Raw genomic sequence first — 15,659 nt, forward strand, 5'->3', positions numbered from 1 at the left:
AGCGTATCACGCCTCCCACTGTTCGAGCGCGCCTCGTAGCGCCGAGACGGACGCGCTCCGCAGATACACGACCGGCGCGTCGTCGATCCCAAGGTTTTGCACCTGATCCCGGAGCGCGTGCGAGACCATGGTCACCATGATGATGACGAGCGCGACCTTCCCCACGTCGCGACGCACCCCTTTCGGCACGCGCGTCTCGTAGTGCTTGAGGGTCAAGCCGTGCTTCTCGGCGACGTCACGGTACCTGTCCGACATTCCGCCGCTGCCGCCGATCACGAGCACGGTCCGACCACCACGCGAATCCTTCTCGACCTCTCTGGCAAGGGCTTCTCGGCTCATGCCAGGCGTCCATCGCAAGCCCCGGGCCAGCAAGGACGATCGCGATTTCCCCGCATTTCGCAGGGTGACGCGTTTTATTCCCGGTCAAAATGTCGACCCGCCCGAAGCGCGCTCTGACAAGCTGGCAAGGAGGGGGTCTCCGTGGCGAACGATACGCTCAGCGTGACGTCACGCCGGCCCGAGCCATTGCGCCGCGGTTTCGATGAGCCGCCGGTGATCCGGCACCTGCTCCAGAAAACTTCGCCGGAAGCGCCGGTCGCCGATCTTGTCGGCCTTCTCCAGAAGGCGCCGCCGCGCCTCGCCGAGGCGGCGCTTGGCATCGGCCTCCTGGCCGGTGCCATGCAGCGCGAGGGCCTGCACGAGCCGCGTCAATGCCTCGCCATCCTCGATGCCGCCAATCCGGTCGAGGTGGCTCGCCGCCTCGCTCGCAGGCGCCAATGCGGCGACCGTGTGGCCCTCCGCGAGCAGCGAGCTCGCCAGCACCGCGAGCGCATACGCGCGCTGGGCCGGGATGTCCTCGGCCTCCTCCGCGGCCGTGCGCGCGAGCGTCACCGCCCCGACGTGATCGCCCTGCATCGCCCGGATCCGCGCCGCGTGCACGAGCAGGCCCGCCTCGCGGCGCCGATCCTTGCGCTGGCGCGACGTCTCGAGGGCCGCCTCGATGATCGGCAGCCCCTCGGCGTCGCGGCCGAGGTGCGCGAGGCAATACCCGAGCGCGCCCTGGGCGAACGGGACGAAATCGAGCTGCATGGGCTCGGCCACGGCGACGGCCCGCCGCAAGCCGAAACAGGCCCGATCGTAAGCGCCGAGGTGCATGTACGCGAGCCCGACGTTCGTGCGCTGCACACAGGCGTTGCGGACGTCGCTCGCTTCCGTGAAACCGTCCACGGCGGCCTCGACGCGGCGCAGATACGCCGCCGGGTCCCCTTCGAAGATGGCGATCTCGGCCCGGGCCGCGGCGAGCCAGGCCCGCAGGAATGGGCCCACGGCGCCCGCCCGCGCGACGCGGCTGTGGGCGTCCCGCGCGAGCTTGCGGCCGAGCGGCGGGACGCCCGCGCGGATGACGAAAATGGCGAGCCGGCAGGCGCTCACGAGGTGCGCCTCGGTCGTGACGCCCTCCTCCTCTTCGAGCTGGACGAGCTCGTCGACGCGCGCGAGCAGGCGATCCTTTCGTCCGAGGTAGCCGTACGCGATGACGAGGTGCCCGAACGCGGCATGCCAGCCGTTCGAGCCACGCGCCATGCGGGCCATGGCCTCCTGCGCCGCGCGCGCGGCCTCGCTGTAATGGCCGAGCCAGCGATGCGCGATGGCGAGCACGAGCCAGGCCTTGCCGCGGACGTCCTCGCTCTCGCCTGGCACTTCGAGCGCAATCTCGGCCCAGCGAATCGCGTCGCCGAGGGCGTTCACGTCGAGCGCCTCCTCGGCGAGCTTGACGGGATCCTCGTCCGTCTGGCTTCGGCTCTCCGGGCCGCCCCATTCGGTCCGAGACGCCGGGAGCGGGGTCAAGACGGGCACGCGCGGCCGCTGCGGCGTTGCGGCGGGGCGTGGCGGCATGGGGGGCGGCGGGCGGTTGACCCGGACGTACCCACCGCCATCGTCGGCATGGTGCGCGGCAAACCCCTCGGCGAGGTCGTGCACCGGCGCGTCGAGGACCGGATCCTCGATCGGGACGACGTCCACGAGCCCCGGCACCGCGAGCTGCCCCGCGTGCGGCGCCGCGTGCCCGACGAGCAGGCGCGCGCCGCCGTGGGCCTCGCAGAGGGCGTCACGAAAATCGAGGATCGTGGCGAAGCGCTCTTTGAGGTCGCGGGCGAGCGCGCGCGCGACCACGGGCGCGAAGGGCCACGCGGCTTTGGGCGCGACGAAGTCGAGCGAAGGCGGCGGTTCGGACGAGACGATCTTCGCGAGCAGCCTGGCGAGGCCCTCGGCGCCGAAGGGCTGCACGCCCGAGAGCATCTCGAACGTGACGACGCCCATCGCCCAGACGTCCGCGCGCGTGTCGACCTTCTCGGCGAGGACCTGCTCGGGGGCCATGTACTGCGGCGTGCCGAGCAGCATGCCGAGGCGCGTGAGGCTCTGCTTGCCCGGTTCGTGGAGCTTGGCGAGGCCGAAGTCGATGATCTTCGGGATGATCTCGCCCGAGGGCGAACGCGAGAGGATCACGTTCTCGGGCTTGAGATCGCGGTGGATGATGCCGGAGGCGTGCGCGGCCGCGATGCCGCTCATCACGGGCACGAGGATCGCGAGGGCCTCGTCGGGTTCGAGCGGCCCGCGCGCGTCGAGGTGCTCGCGCAAGGTCTGCCCGACGAGCAGCTCCTGCACGAGGTAAAACGCGCCGTCGCGGCGGCGGCCGACCTCGAGCACGTTCACGATGTTCGGGTGCTGCACACGCGCCGCGGCCTGCGCCTCGCGGCGGAAGCGGGCCACCATCGAGGGGTCGGTGGCGTAGTGCGGGTGCATGAGCTTGAGCGCGACCTTGCGCTCGATGAGCGTGTCCCACGCCTCGAACACCGTGCCCATGCCGCCCGAGGCGATGACCCGTTGGAGGGCAAACTTGTCGGCGACGACGGTGCCCGGCGAGAGGGGGATGGTGCTCGGCGGCGCGATGGATCGCGGCTCGGGATCGAGGTCGGGCAGCGCGTCGTCGGGGCGCATGCCCGGGGCCCTTTCGCCCTGCTCGTTCCGATCGTCGCCCACGGACGTGCTCCTCTCGGTTTTCCCTGCGAAACGCGCGGCGCCGTTATACCCAGGCGCGAGCGGTAGGGGAAGCGGGGTCAGGCTCGTTCTGGGGACGCCGCCGCGCTGGGGCGTCGCCCCAGGCCCCAGAAGGGGGCTATCCACCCCCTTCACCCCGAACCAGCGCAAGCGCTGGACCCGGGGTCGATGAACTGCGCGATGCGCAGTTCATCGAACAGGCCGTGGCAAGAGCGGCGACGTTCCTGCCGCTCCGGCCCTCGGGACGGAGAGGCAGAGGCCATCGACAAGCTCTCCGGCCCGATGATGCTCACGGTCCGAAAGAGCAACGAGGTTGCGAAGAAACTCTACCTGAGCGAGGGTTTCGTGCCCACGAGCTTCGCGGAGGAAGGGCGGCTTCATACGGGTCCGCGACCAGGAACGAGAACCGTGGAGGTTTCTCCATGAACGAGATTGTCAGACCGACGTTCGAGCAGTTCCCCAAGATCCCGCGCCTCAACCGGCTGTGCGTCGCAACGGAGAAGATCGACGGGACCAATGGGTGCATCTACATCGGCGAGCCCGTCCCCCATCGCGCCGGTGGGCCGACCCCGACGATCATCCTCGCGGGGTCCAGGAGCAAGTGGATCACGTCGCAGGACGACAACTTCGGCTTCGCGCGCTGGGTCGAGGAGCATCGCGAAAAACTCATCACCGGCCTCGGGCCGGGCCTGCATTACGGCGAGTGGTGGGGAGCGGGCATTCAGCGGCGCTACGGCTTGAAGGAGAGGCGCTTCAGCCTCTTCGACACCCACCGCTGGGAGGACGACGCGGTGCGTCCGGCGTGCTGCGGCGTCGTCCCAGTGCTGGCGCAGGGTATGGACATCCGCACCGTCACCGAGGAGGCGCTGGCCATTCTCCGCAAGGAGGGTTCGCGCGCCGCGCCCGGCTTCATGCAGCCCGAGGGCGTGGTCATCCTCCACTCGGCCTCGGGCGGGTTGTTCAAGGTCACGCTGGAGAAGGACGAGGCCCCGAAGGGGCGGGGCAAGGAGTAGCCATGAACAAGAGAGCGACGGCCTTCGAGGTGAGGCCGCCGCCGCGCTGGGGCGTCGCCCCAGGCCCCAGAAGGGGGCTCTCCGCCCCCTTCACCCCGGACCAGCGCAAGCGCTGGACCCGTGTTCGATGACCTGCGCGATGCGCAGCTCATCGAACAGGCCGAGGCAAGACGGCGACGTTCCTGCCCATCGAGACGGTAGGCCGAGCCCCCTACGGCCGAATCCCGAGCAGCGAGAGCGCATCCGACCAGAGGGGCCAGAGCGTGCGGTCGGGGTGGGCCATCAGCACGATCGCGCCATTGTCGAGGCGCCGGACGTACGCCGGCGTGTGCTCCTCGATGAAGCGGATGTGCTCCTCGGTCACGGGGATCATTTCCCGCTCGTCGGCGGGGGATCGTCCGATTTCATCGATCAGGCGAGAGAGCTCCCATTGCATGGCTTCCCATGTGGGATGTAGCTTCTCTTGGGCCGCCTCGAGGGCCTCGATCAAGACCTTGGGAGGCAGGTCGAGCGCTGCGAGCACTTGTTCGCGCGCCAATCGTTCTTCATCGATGATCCAGACGCTGCTCCCGCGCGGCGACGCTTCGACGCGCGCCCGGAGCACGTCGAGGGGAGAGTTCACGGCGAGATCGATCCGCTCCTTGTCGTGGAGGCGCATCCACGTCAGCGCGAGATCGCGGCCGGGATATCCATCCGCGTGGTAGGTCCCCGCCATGGTCATGGGAGCGCCCCAGTCCGGCCCTTCGCCACAGCCGCCTGTCGTGATGGCTGGGCTCGCCGTGCAAAACCGAACGAGCAGGTCGTAGCTGTCGATCAGCGCGATTTTCCAAGCGACCCCGGCCTCCATGGCCAGGGACGAGGGACCTCCGTGTTTCAGCCGCGGCAGCTCCGCCGGCAGGAGGAAGCCCTCCTCGAACCCCTTGTACCAGAAACCGATGTCGAGCGCGCTGCCTCCGCATCCGCCCAGGAAGAATTTATCTGCCTTCCAATCCAGTTGCACGTTGACACGGAATGCAAGCTCACGGCCGGACGCCGCCCGAAAATCGTCGAGCTGCGCGCTGTTGCACCCGTATTTCTCGTACCCTGGGCGCTTCAACTCGGCCGCTTGCTCCGGGGGCAGGAGATACTCCGTGTCATCGTCGCCCATGACCATGAAACGCGATACGAGCCAATGCCCAGACGCGCCCACCAAGGTCGACAAGGCCGACGCGAAGGCCTCGAAACGTTTGCCCTCGGGGCACCACGCCAGGAACGTCGGCCAAGGCCTGGGGCCCTCGCCCGCTGGCTTGCGGTTCCACTTTCTTCTCATAACTCCACCACGTGGACGACGAGCTCGACGTTCTTCGCTCCGGTTACCTTCACGAGCTCTCCTGTGGCTGTGCTGGTCAACTTCCCACCTTCTCCGATCTTAAAACCCTCCTTGAGCCTCCCGCCAGCCGGAATGACAATCTGCGCCCGCTCCACGAAGCCGGCAACGTTTTTCTTGCCCAGCGCGGCCATCACGTTGTTGAACTGCTCGAGCGCCTTCGGCACGTTGACGGTGCTCTTCGGGCCGACGAACTTCGAGTCGCTGAGGACGAACCCGCCGTTCGGCGAGACCGTGAGGAAATCGCAGGCCCTGGAGACGCCCCGAACCTGGGCGCTCGGGAGGATACCTACCACTTGGCGCACTTCGCCGTCCCCCAGCGCGAGCATCTTGTGTCCCTCCTTCTTGATCAAGTGGAGCGCCACGTCTCGCTCGAACACGTGCTCGAGTTTCTCGCTGAGCTTGAAGGCCCCGCGTTTGATCCCTCTCCACTCTTTGATCCGACTCTTGCTCAGCGCCTCGACGAGCTCCGGTCCGAACTCCACGACGCCCTGCGCCGTCGCCTTCCCGACCGCGCCGATCGGCGCATTCTTCATGCCCTTGTGGAACGCGACGCCCGCCCCCACGCCCGTCCCGACCGCCGAGAAGATCCGCTCGCCGAGCGATAGCTCCCTCCCGTCGGGCAAACACAACTCCTTCCCCGTCACCGCCTCGCACAAATCGAGCGCCGCCCCCACGTACGGCACGAACCCGATCCCGATCCGCGTCGCCGCGTGCGTCATCGTCACCATCACGTCGACGTAGGGCGCCGCGACGTCGCCGAGCTCCGACACCCCCGCGGAAAACCCCCGGATCATCTGGAAGAGGTGCGTCTTCTCCAGATCGATCGTGCCCCCGTCACCGCCCCCCATTGCATTGAGCGCGTCCTTCAACTGCTCCGCGTGCGCGCCGTACAGGTTCTTCAAGACCCCGTCCACCTGCGCGCGCACGTCCGCCGGCACCTGCGAATCCAGGAACCAATCCGCGGCGTCCATGTAATGCTTGAGGTGGTTCGTCACCTTGTTCTGCGCGTTCAAGAACGCGCTCATCTCGGCCTGCGTCACGCCCGAGCCCGACAGCAGCGCCTTTTCGATCGCTGCCTGGTTCGCCCGCCACGCGCGTACCGTCGCGACGAACGAGCCGCGATCGACGACTTTGCCCCCCGAGACGTCCTCCTCAAGCGCCGCGATCACCGCGTCCGCGTAGGCCGCATAAGGATCGTTCCCCGGCTCGAACGCGCCCGGCACACCCGAAAGATCCGGGATGTCGACCGAGGGCGTCCCGCTCGGGCCGAGCCCGTAATGGAACGGATCGTCCGGATCGAACCCATCGGCGCGCGCGTCCGCCGTCAGGAAGTCCGCCACCGCGTCCGCCTGCGCGCCGAACTCCGCGGCCAGGCTCGCGAGCTCGTTTTGCAGGTCGACGACGCTCTGCTTCAAATCGTCGATCAACTCTTTCAGCGCCGCCCGCGTCGCCTCGTCGACGACGCCCGTGTATCGATCGAGGATCGCGTCGAGATCCACCTGCGAAATCTCATCGAGCGGCCTCTGCACCAGATCGTGCAGCTCCAGATCGAGCTCCCGCAAGAAGCTCAGCCGCTCGTCGAGATCCGCGATCGCCGACGCGTTCGCGAGGAGCGCCTCTCGCTCGTGCGCGATGGCCACTTCCAGGTTCGTGATGGCCTGCGCGAGCGGTGGGTTGATCTCGGCAAGCGCGAGGCCGACCTGCGTGCTGCCGCTGAAGGCCGTCCCATCGCGGCGGACGTTGAACAGCGGCTTCTGAATTCCGAGCGTCGGCGCGACGAGCGTCACGATATTCTGCGAATGGACGCAGGTGTTGTTGCCGGTGGAGGCACTGACCCCGAACGAGAACTCATTCGCGCCCATGCGCAGCAGCACGGAATCGAATGGGGCCTCCGCCACGTTCCTCCGCGAACCGTCGGGGCTCGCGAAGTAGGCCCCGGGCACCTCGAAGGTGGCCAGCGGCATCCCATTCCCGTGGAAATAGGCGCCCCCTTCCATGCCGAGCCTGGCGTCCTCGCAGGAGTTGCTCTCCTGGTGCATCTCCCAATGCACGGTATACGGCGTCCCCGCGAGCGCCGTCATCGGAAGGACACATGCAAGGAGCAGGACCGCCAGGCAAAGAAACCTCTTCATAACCCCTCCGTGCTTTCGAGCGTATCGAGCTCCGCCGCCATCGCCGCGAACCGCTGCCGCAGCGGCTTGCACGCAGCCTCGCGGAACGAGGACGATCCCTCCGTGCAGAGCGGCTTCAACTGGAGCAGCGTCTTCAACGTTCGACGGCGCTTCGCCGCATCGGGCGACCCGAGCGCGTTCTCCGTCGCGCCGGCCTCGTCGAGCTGCGCGAGGAGCGCGCCGGTGTCCGCCTGAAATGCGGCGGAGGCCTGCGCGCTGCGCGACGCCATCGCATCTTCGCCCGCGTCCGGGCCAGCGCCGAGCAAGGCGAGCGCGTGCCGTCGCAAGACGAGCCCCGTCACGAGCGACGTCGCCGTCTTGTCGCTGCGCTTGACCCGCTGCTCCACGTATCCGAGCATCGCGTTGATCGACCGCTCTGCGCCCGACGTCATGTCCGGCATCGATGCGGCGTGCGCGGCCATGAATTCCGTGTGCGGCGCGATCGCCTCCTCCGACGTGAGCTCGAATTGCTGGATCTCCGCGGACAGCTCGAGCGCATGGAGCACGAGGTCGTTCGGCTTCGCGCTCGCGGCCTTCGCGGCGTTCAGGATCGCCTTCTCGACGTCGTCGATCGTATCGAGCGTCGTCGTTGACGCATCGCCCGCGAGCTTCTCGTACGCCGCTGTCTCGACCGCCTCGGTCGCGCGATAGCTCGAATACTCCGCGACGAGGTTTTTGTATGCGGCGCCGAGCGGCGAGGCGTCCTCCTTCGCGCCGTCGAGGACCGACCGCGCCGCGCTCATCGCTTGCTTGTCGATCGCGATCTCGGCGACGAGCGGGTCTTTCTCGGCGTTCGCTTTCTCCGCGAGCGCCGCCTTGAAATTCCCGATCGCGTCGACCGGCTCCTCCGATAGGATCTGCCGCTGCCTGCTCTTCGCTTGCCGGAGGAGGTCTCCCAGTCGGCCGTCCATACTCGCTCGATACGATTCCGCGCTCTGCGCGTTGACGCGCAAATAGAAGAGCACCTCGTCGATATCCGCGAACCACGCGTCGAGCTTGCTCCTGCTGCGGATGACCTCCTCGCGCGTCACGTCCTCCGGCCATTCGGCCCACATCTGGATGGGCAATGTTCCGTGGGCCTTCGCCTCCGCCCACGCGCTGCTCGGCCCGCGTTTCGTGCTCGTACAATACTCGCCCCCTTCGCTCGGCGACGCGCAGAATTGCCCCAGGGAGGGATCGTCGCCCGGGAAGCACGAGGACAAAGCCCCCGTCGCGGCGAGGAGCGCCGCGCGGAAGAAAGGTTTTGACTTCATGCCTATCGGATAACCGAAGGACCAGCGAAGAGCCAACCACGCATTTCGGCGTACGTCGACGGCATGAGCTGATTCCATTGTATTCTTCGCCGGATAGAAGCGCGCACGATATGCGGCCTTGACATCTCCTGCCGCCTATGGCCGAGCCGCGGGGTTATTCGTGACAATCGCTCGATGCGCGCCGTCGCCACGCGCATCACGCTCGCGATTTACCCCTCTTTTGCCCCGCCGCCGATGGAGCGTGCCTCCGGGGTGGCCGCGTCTGTTTCTACGCGGCAAACGCTACGCCCGGTTCGCGGTGCGCTGGGTCCCTCCATACGATGTCAGCATCCCCGGACCCAACAGGCGCACGGACGACGCAGCTTGTCAAGGCGGAAGGTGTGTGCTGGCGCGCGAGCGGAGGCGGAAGTTGACATGTCAGCCAGACGATCCGCCTTCCCCGACACGCCAACCTCCTTCCCCACCTGGATCGCCCCTCGCGCCCCGCGCGACCGCTGCGATCCACGCCTCGATCCACCCCGTCGCTCCGCGCAACCGGCGCACTCCCGCCCTGGATCGCCCCTCGCGCCTCCCGCGACCGCCTCCCTCCCGACCAGGATCGCCCTTCGCGCCCCGCGCAACCAGCGCGCTCCCCCCCGGGAGTCACCTCCGCGCGCCGCGCAACCACCCTGATCCAGGTTCGGATCGACCCTGTCGCGCGATCTACCTCACGAACCCTCGCCGTCTTGCCCCTCGTCTGCGGAGTCCGCCTCACGCTTCCGCTTCGGCCGCGTCGGCTCCAGGAAGGCGGCGACGCGTTTCGGCTGCCCCGGGAAGAGCTTCTTCAGGTCGCCTTCGAGCCGGTCGAGCTCCAGGTTGATGTCCTCCACGTAAAGCTCCTCCGACGTGCCTTGCAAGGCGAGCGCGCGCAGGCCATTCGCGCGTTCCTTCGAGGCCCCGTCGAGCTTGTCCGTGACCGCTCCGAGCCGCGGCGTCCATTTCAATGCGAGCGGCTCGTCCGGGTTCCGGCCGAGCTCGTCGAGCCATTCGCGGCCCTGCTTCACCTCGCGCTCGACCCCGAAATCCTGCGCCGCCGACGGGGAGACGACCTTGAAGAACCGCGTATAGGGCGGCACATCCCGGCGGCCGCCCGTCTTGTCGACGACGTCCCTGCCAAACGCTGCGACCTCCGGATCCCATTGTGCATCCGCGACCGCGAGGCGCGCCCGCGCGCGGCCGAGCGCGCGCTCCAGCTTGCGGCGCTCCGCCGAGAGCGCGTCGCCCTTGGCCGCGAGAGATTCCCACAGGGGCGCGAGGTGCTTCGTGGTGTCGTCGCTGGTGAGGCCGTCGGCAATGGCGGCGCAGATGTCCGCGGCGAGCTGGGGTGAGGTGCTCGTGCGTAAATGGGTTACCATGTGGGGAAGGTAACCGGGGCGGCGGGGGACGTGTCAAGGGGGAAGATGACCAAGCATGCGACACCGTTGTCGCTTCACCGCCGGCCCCTTGGAAAAACTGCGCTATGCGCAGTTTTTCCACTAGAGGTCCAGGGCTGGCCCTGGCGCGGGTCGAGGGGCGCGTAGCCCCCGCGGGGTCCGGGGCAGCGCCCCGGCGAAGCGGTCCCCGTCGATGACGACGCGTCAGTCGGCGGGCCAGGGTGGCGGCGGATCGGCCGGCTCGTAGGGCGTGGTGCTCGCCTCGACGACCTTCAGGTTCTCGATGAAGAGGTCGATGTACTTGAGATCGTCCTGGATGTCCGGGTCGGGATGCTCCGCGAGCCACGTGTCGACGTTTGGCCGCAGCGCCTCGAGCGTGCGGCGCGCCGTGCGCGGATCGCTGTCGGCCGTGAGCTCGGCGGCGAGCTTGAAGCCGGCGTAGATGTTCAGCATGACGAACCCCTTCTCGACGGTCTCGTCCGTGAAGAACTCTTGCGGATCCTCGTACACGTGCGGGGCCTTGATGTCCGTGACCTGGGACTTCGTGAAGCCCGTGAGCGGGTCCTTGTACGAGAGGACGAGCGAACCGACCTCGTACGGATCGGGCACGCTGATCGCGCCGGAACGCGGCACGAGCTCGAGGATCATCGCGCCGCCGCCGCCGCGCCGGCCCTCCGAGATGGGATCCTCGGAGCTCGTGCGGCCGGCGAGGAAGAGGCTCGGGATCGAGATGGTCCCACCGCCCTCGGCCGTCTGCCAGCCGTTTGTCCCGTAGATCCCCCGCACGACGTAGCCGCCGCCGACGGTCACGTCGATGTTCACGTCGAGCGCGACGGGCACGAGGAAGGTATTCACCTCGTCGGTGAAGACCTCCACGACGGCCTTTGGATCTTCGAGGAAGTAGAAATTCCCCGCGCCGACCTCGCTGACGTCACGCATGGCCTCGACGTCGAAATCCTTGCCGACGCCGATCGTGGTCACGCCGATGCCCTTCTTCGCGTACGCCTCGGCGAGCGAGGTGAGCTTGCTCGAGTTTTGCAGGCCCGCCGTGGCCACGCCGTCCGAAAGGTAAAGCACGCGGTTCTGGTACGTCGGGTCGAAATGCTGATCGGCGACGGAGAACGCCGTGAAGAGGCCGTCGTAGAGGTTTGTCGAGCCCGCGGCGAAGAGGCCCTGGAATGCACTCTGGAGCGCCTGGGTATCGGACGCGTTCACATGATCGAGGACGAGCTTGGCGCTCGTCGAGTACGTCACGAGGGAGATCCGATCCGTGGGCTTCAGGGCCGGAATCATCTCGACGAGGCCCGCCTTCACGTAATCCATGGGCTGGCCGGCCATGGAACCGCTCACGTCGACGGCGACGACGAGATGCAAGGGCGGGCGCGTGATGTTGCCGACGTCGATTGGCGAGTTCATGCCGATCTGGACGAGCGTGCAATTCGAGCCCGTGATCATGTTGCCCATCACGCCGAGCAGACCGTGCATGCACACGTCGTTGCCGCAGGTCGGCGGGGCGTAATCGAGCTTGTGCTCGGCGAAGAAGCCGAGATCGTCGAGCGCGCCGGGGCCCGGGATCTTCCCGTCCTCGAGGATCTGGCGGAAGAGGCCGAAGTCCTGGGCGCCGCCCTGCGAGACGCCGGTGGCGCCGGGTCCGGGCTCCGGAGCGGCGCTGGCGCCGCCCGACTCCGCGCTGTCGGCCGCGCAGCCCGTGAGCACGAGCGAGGCGAGCAAGGTCGAAAGGAGCGCTGTACCGATTCGATGGTCCATGGTGGTTTCCTCCCGAAATCAAGGCCCCGCGGGGATGACGAGGACGGATTCGTAATGACGGCTGGAGCGAGCGAAGGGCGGGCATTCCGTGTCGCGAATGGGCATGGCTTCGGCGCGCACGACGTGCAGCGTGCCGTAGCCGTCCGCGAGATCGATGCTCTTGCCTGCGCGCAGGAAGGAGATTGACGGGACGTGAGCGCCGAGGAGGCTGAGCTCGAGCGGGACGAGCAGGCTGCCGCATTCGTCGTGCGCGCCGGTACAGCCCTCGACGAGATCGGATTCGACGGTGGGCTCGCCGAGCGGCGCGTCCGTGCCCGTAAACCCGTACCGCGCGAGGACATTGCCGCGCGTCGCGACCACGGTGTGCGTGTCGCTGTGGAGGATGAGGACCTTGCCCTCGGGCGGCTCGCCGTTCGTCTCGGGGGCAGAGCCGGCGATGCCATCATGCTCGTCGATCATGAGGCTGTCCCCGGCCTTGAACGGCATGGCCGCTTTGGGCAGGCAGACGTACATCGTCGATTTGTTCTGGAGCACGAGGGCGTGGCAATCGTCGGGCGAGGAGATGATGGTTTCCACGATCCAAGGCCCGCCGATGGGGACCGGCGTGGACCACTCGATGCCGACGGTCTCGTCGGGCGAGCCGCAGCCGGGGGCGACGGGCGGCTCTTCGAGCGCGGGCGCCTTGAAGACGGCCTCGTGCGGGCCGAGCGAGAGTTTTCCGTTCGAATCGAGCGAGAGCGGGATCATGAGGCCGTCGTCCGCGTTCGTCGCCGTGGAGACGAACTGGGTCGGGAACCTCGAGGAGGACCAGGCGAGGAGCGTGGGCGAGAGGCCGTCGGCGTCGACGAGGTAGGCGACGCAGCCCGCCGTGTCATTGTTCTGGAGGGGCAAACCCCGGCCCGGCTGGAGGAGCCACGCCTCGGCGGGCGCGAAGAGCTCGCGCGAGAGCGCGGATTCGGGATCGGCGAGCAGGGTCTCGCAATCGACCTGGACCGAGTCCTTGAGCGGCCGCAGGCGCACGAGGCGCTCGCCGGTCGTGGTATTGCCGAGGGAGAGCGCGCCGGCCTCGGTGGGCGTGACGCCGCAGAACTCGGGGTCGCAGGTCGGCGGCGGTTCCTGGGGCTCGCTGGTCGCGGCACATGCGAGCGATCCGAAGACGACGGCCGTGCGCTGGGCCAGAGGGCGCTCCGGAAGCGGACGCTGCATCGCCGGGACGAGGACACGCCACGCGAGGGCGAGCGCGGGCAGCGCCATCAGATCGGTGGGATCGACGGTGATCTGCCAGGGGAATGGCGTGAGCGCGGTGAACGCCTCGAAGGCGCGCGCCGCCGCGGGCGAGAGCTTGATGGCGGCGAAGACGGCGCCCGTGGCGAGGTGCGCGAGGAAAAGGCTCCGGCGGCTTCCGAGACGGAGGAGCGCCGCGAGGAGCACCGGCGCCACCACGAGCCCGGCGAAATCACTCAGTTTGCCCGTGATCGCGCCGGGGAGAATGCCCGCGCCCTTGAGGACGTGGTCGTTCAGGGCGAGGACGGCGAGAGATCCGAGCCACAACGGGTGGAGCAACGCGCGACGCGCCGCATAAGGTCGTTCCATCGGCATTTCATCTCCTGCATGAGGGAAAGACGAAGGCTGGGCACGGCCAGCAAACCATGTGCCATACACGTATTCCCGGGATTCGAGAAGGGATCGTGCTGCCAGGGCCGGCGCGCGGCCCTGACAGCGGTGTCGCGGCGGAGGGCGAGAATCAGAGGCGGACGCGTTCGATGCGTCGCTCGATCACGTCGAGGATCCCGCGGGCATAACTGGCCCCGGCGGTGCGGGAGAAGCGGCGGCGAGCGTCGTCGGTCGCGTTGTCGACCAGGTAGCCGTGCTCGACAGTGGAGAGCATGTCGACGTCGCCCACGTCGTCGCCGAAGCCCAAGGCTCGGGAGCGCGGGATGCCGAGGCGATCGAGGACGAAATCGGCGACCTGGCGTTTTCCGACGCCCCGCGGCACGAAATCCACGTCGTAGGCGCCCTCGGGTTCGCCGAGCGCGGGGTGGCAGGGATAGACGTGGACGCCAATCCCGTGGCGCTCGGCGACCTTGTGGAGGATCGAGGCGATCTCGAGGTGCCGGCCGCGACCGCTCGGTTGAAACATGTAACTGTCGATGCGTCTGCCCGCTTGCTCGCGGCGGATCAGGTGGACGCCGCGGCGGAGGAGATCGTCGAGCGCGGCGGCGACGCGGGCCCTCGAAAAGCCGCTCTGCGCCACGCGGGCGTCCCATTCGGCGACCGGGCGGCGGCCTTCCTCGCGGGTGAAGAAATCGAGCTCGGCGCCCCAGGAGCTCGCGATGAAATGGGGCACGACGCGCAGGCCGTGGGTGCCGACCGTGGCGGCGACGACGTCGATGGGCCCGTCGGCGACCCAGCCGAAGACGAGGCCGAGCGCGGAGGCCTCTTCGAGGAGGAGCTGCTCGAGCGAGCGCCGATCGCGGCGGCGCTCGGGCGAGCCGTCGTGCGCGAGGTAGGTCTCGTCGAAATCGGCGAAGACGACCCAGCGCGGGGCCGCGATGCGCGGCAGATACATGCGGCGATCACCGAGCGGCGGCATGGCGCGTCCATCGCACGGCCCGCATGAAATGGCCGGGGTTCGGGTTTTTCAAGACAAGCATGGGATCCATTCCTTCGCGAACGAGGCCAAAGCCGTAAAGAAAGACGTGGCCCCCGAGGCGCGGGACGAGGGAGGCCACGATCGGCCGCGGCGAGGCCCTCGGCCGCCGGCTCCCCGTCCATGACGCCAGCCGTAACCGAGATTATCATGCAATGGCATGAGGCCGACGGAAATCGACGCCCAGATCGGACGTATCCAGTCCGATCTGGGCGCCCGAGATATTTTCCGTATTTATCGGCTCTACGCGGATCAGAGCCCGCCGCCCGGGGGCGTCGGGAAGCGGCTGCGCAGGCGCCGCGCCTGGGTGAGGTGTGTGACCATCGAGCTGCGCATCTCGTGCAAGAAGGTCTCGAGCTCAGCCGAATCGGCGTTCGGGATGAGCTGCGCGTCGAGGAGCGTGATCGCGCGCTGGTGCATGGCGATCTGCGCGTCGAGGAAGGTGACGTCGAACTGGTTCTGCGGCACGGTCCGCAACTGCTCGGCCATGCGATCGGCCTCGCGGCGGAGGTTCGACTGCATCTCGCTCCCCTCCTGCTTCACCCGGAGCTTCTCCTGGAGCGCCTGAATGCGCGTCTCGGCCTCCTCGTGCTCGTCGCCGATGCGCTGCGCGTAGGTGCGGACCGCGTCGTTCGCGGTCCGCTGCTCCGCGGTCTTCGCGTTCTTGATCTCGCCTTGATCGATGGTCGACACGACGGCCAAAATCTGTCCGTCCGAGATCGGCTCCGAGGGCTCCTCCGTGGCCTGACCCGGGCGGTTGTTCCCCGCCTCCGTGCCGCAGCCCCACACGCCCACGGACGCGAGCGCGAAGAGCAGGAAGGCGCGGCCGAAGGATCGATGGAATGCGTGAGCCATGCGTCGTCTCCTCTCAAAGGCGCCGCCCGCTCGCTTCGGCCAAAGCCGAGATCCACGCGTCAGCGCCCCCATGGCCATGAAGCCCCGCGGCGCGCGGCGAGAGCCGGTGGCACCG

11 protein-coding genes are annotated in these 15,659 nt (G+C 68.2%); 1 reads left to right on the forward strand and 10 read right to left on the reverse strand.

What is annotated here, in order from left to right:
- Positions 1–6: 6 nt before the first annotated feature.
- Complete coding sequence (locus KEG57_RS37300) at positions 7–339, reverse strand: DUF2325 domain-containing protein (protein ID WP_272425678.1); 333 nt, start codon at positions 337–339, stop codon at positions 7–9.
- 168 nt (positions 340–507) lie between these two features.
- Complete coding sequence (locus KEG57_RS37305; RefSeq protein ID WP_272425679.1) at positions 508–3,036, reverse strand: serine/threonine-protein kinase; 2,529 nt, start codon at positions 3,034–3,036, stop codon at positions 508–510.
- 440 nt (positions 3,037–3,476) lie between these two features.
- On the opposite strand from KEG57_RS37305, the gene KEG57_RS37310 reads away from it, so the two are divergent.
- Positions 3,477–4,067 (forward strand): RNA ligase family protein, encoded by a 591-nt coding sequence (locus KEG57_RS37310; RefSeq protein ID WP_272425680.1) that lies wholly within the window; start codon positions 3,477–3,479, stop codon positions 4,065–4,067.
- A 211-nt stretch (positions 4,068–4,278) separates the two neighbouring features.
- On the opposite strand, the gene KEG57_RS37315 is transcribed toward KEG57_RS37310, so the two are convergent.
- The 8 genes from KEG57_RS37315 to KEG57_RS37350 form a co-directional block, all read right to left on the reverse strand.
- Positions 4,279–5,214, reverse strand: a complete 936-nt coding sequence (locus KEG57_RS37315) for a hypothetical protein (RefSeq protein WP_272459384.1) — start codon at positions 5,212–5,214, stop codon at positions 4,279–4,281.
- A gap of 158 nt (positions 5,215–5,372) precedes the next feature.
- Positions 5,373–7,568, reverse strand: a complete 2,196-nt coding sequence (locus KEG57_RS37320) for a hypothetical protein (RefSeq protein ID WP_272425682.1) — start codon at positions 7,566–7,568, stop codon at positions 5,373–5,375.
- A complete protein-coding gene (locus KEG57_RS37325) occupies positions 7,565–8,860 on the reverse strand; it encodes a hypothetical protein (RefSeq protein ID WP_272425683.1) in 1,296 nt (431 codons plus the stop codon). Before KEG57_RS37325 ends, KEG57_RS37320 begins: the two co-directional genes overlap by 4 nt.
- 707 nt (positions 8,861–9,567) lie before the next feature.
- The gene (locus tag KEG57_RS37330) at positions 9,568–10,254 is read right to left on the reverse strand and encodes a hypothetical protein (RefSeq protein WP_272425684.1); all 687 of its coding nucleotides are present in this window, start codon (positions 10,252–10,254) and stop codon (positions 9,568–9,570) included.
- Between the two features lie 222 nt (positions 10,255–10,476).
- Positions 10,477–12,039: a vWA domain-containing protein gene (locus KEG57_RS37335; RefSeq protein WP_272425685.1), complete on the reverse strand. Its 1,563-nt coding sequence runs from the start codon at positions 12,037–12,039 to the stop codon at positions 10,477–10,479.
- An 18-nt stretch (positions 12,040–12,057) separates the two neighbouring features.
- Positions 12,058–13,632 (reverse strand): hypothetical protein, encoded by a 1,575-nt coding sequence (locus KEG57_RS37340; protein ID WP_272425686.1) that lies wholly within the window; start codon positions 13,630–13,632, stop codon positions 12,058–12,060.
- Positions 13,633–13,783: 151 nt separating this feature from the next.
- A complete protein-coding gene (locus KEG57_RS37345; RefSeq protein WP_272425687.1) occupies positions 13,784–14,632 on the reverse strand; it encodes an HAD hydrolase family protein in 849 nt (282 codons plus the stop codon).
- Between the two features lie 309 nt (positions 14,633–14,941).
- Positions 14,942–15,544: a DUF4142 domain-containing protein gene (locus tag KEG57_RS37350; RefSeq protein ID WP_272425688.1), complete on the reverse strand. Its 603-nt coding sequence runs from the start codon at positions 15,542–15,544 to the stop codon at positions 14,942–14,944.
- Positions 15,545–15,659 lie beyond the last annotated feature (115 nt).

The sequence above is a fragment of the Polyangium jinanense genome (genome assembly GCF_028435365.1).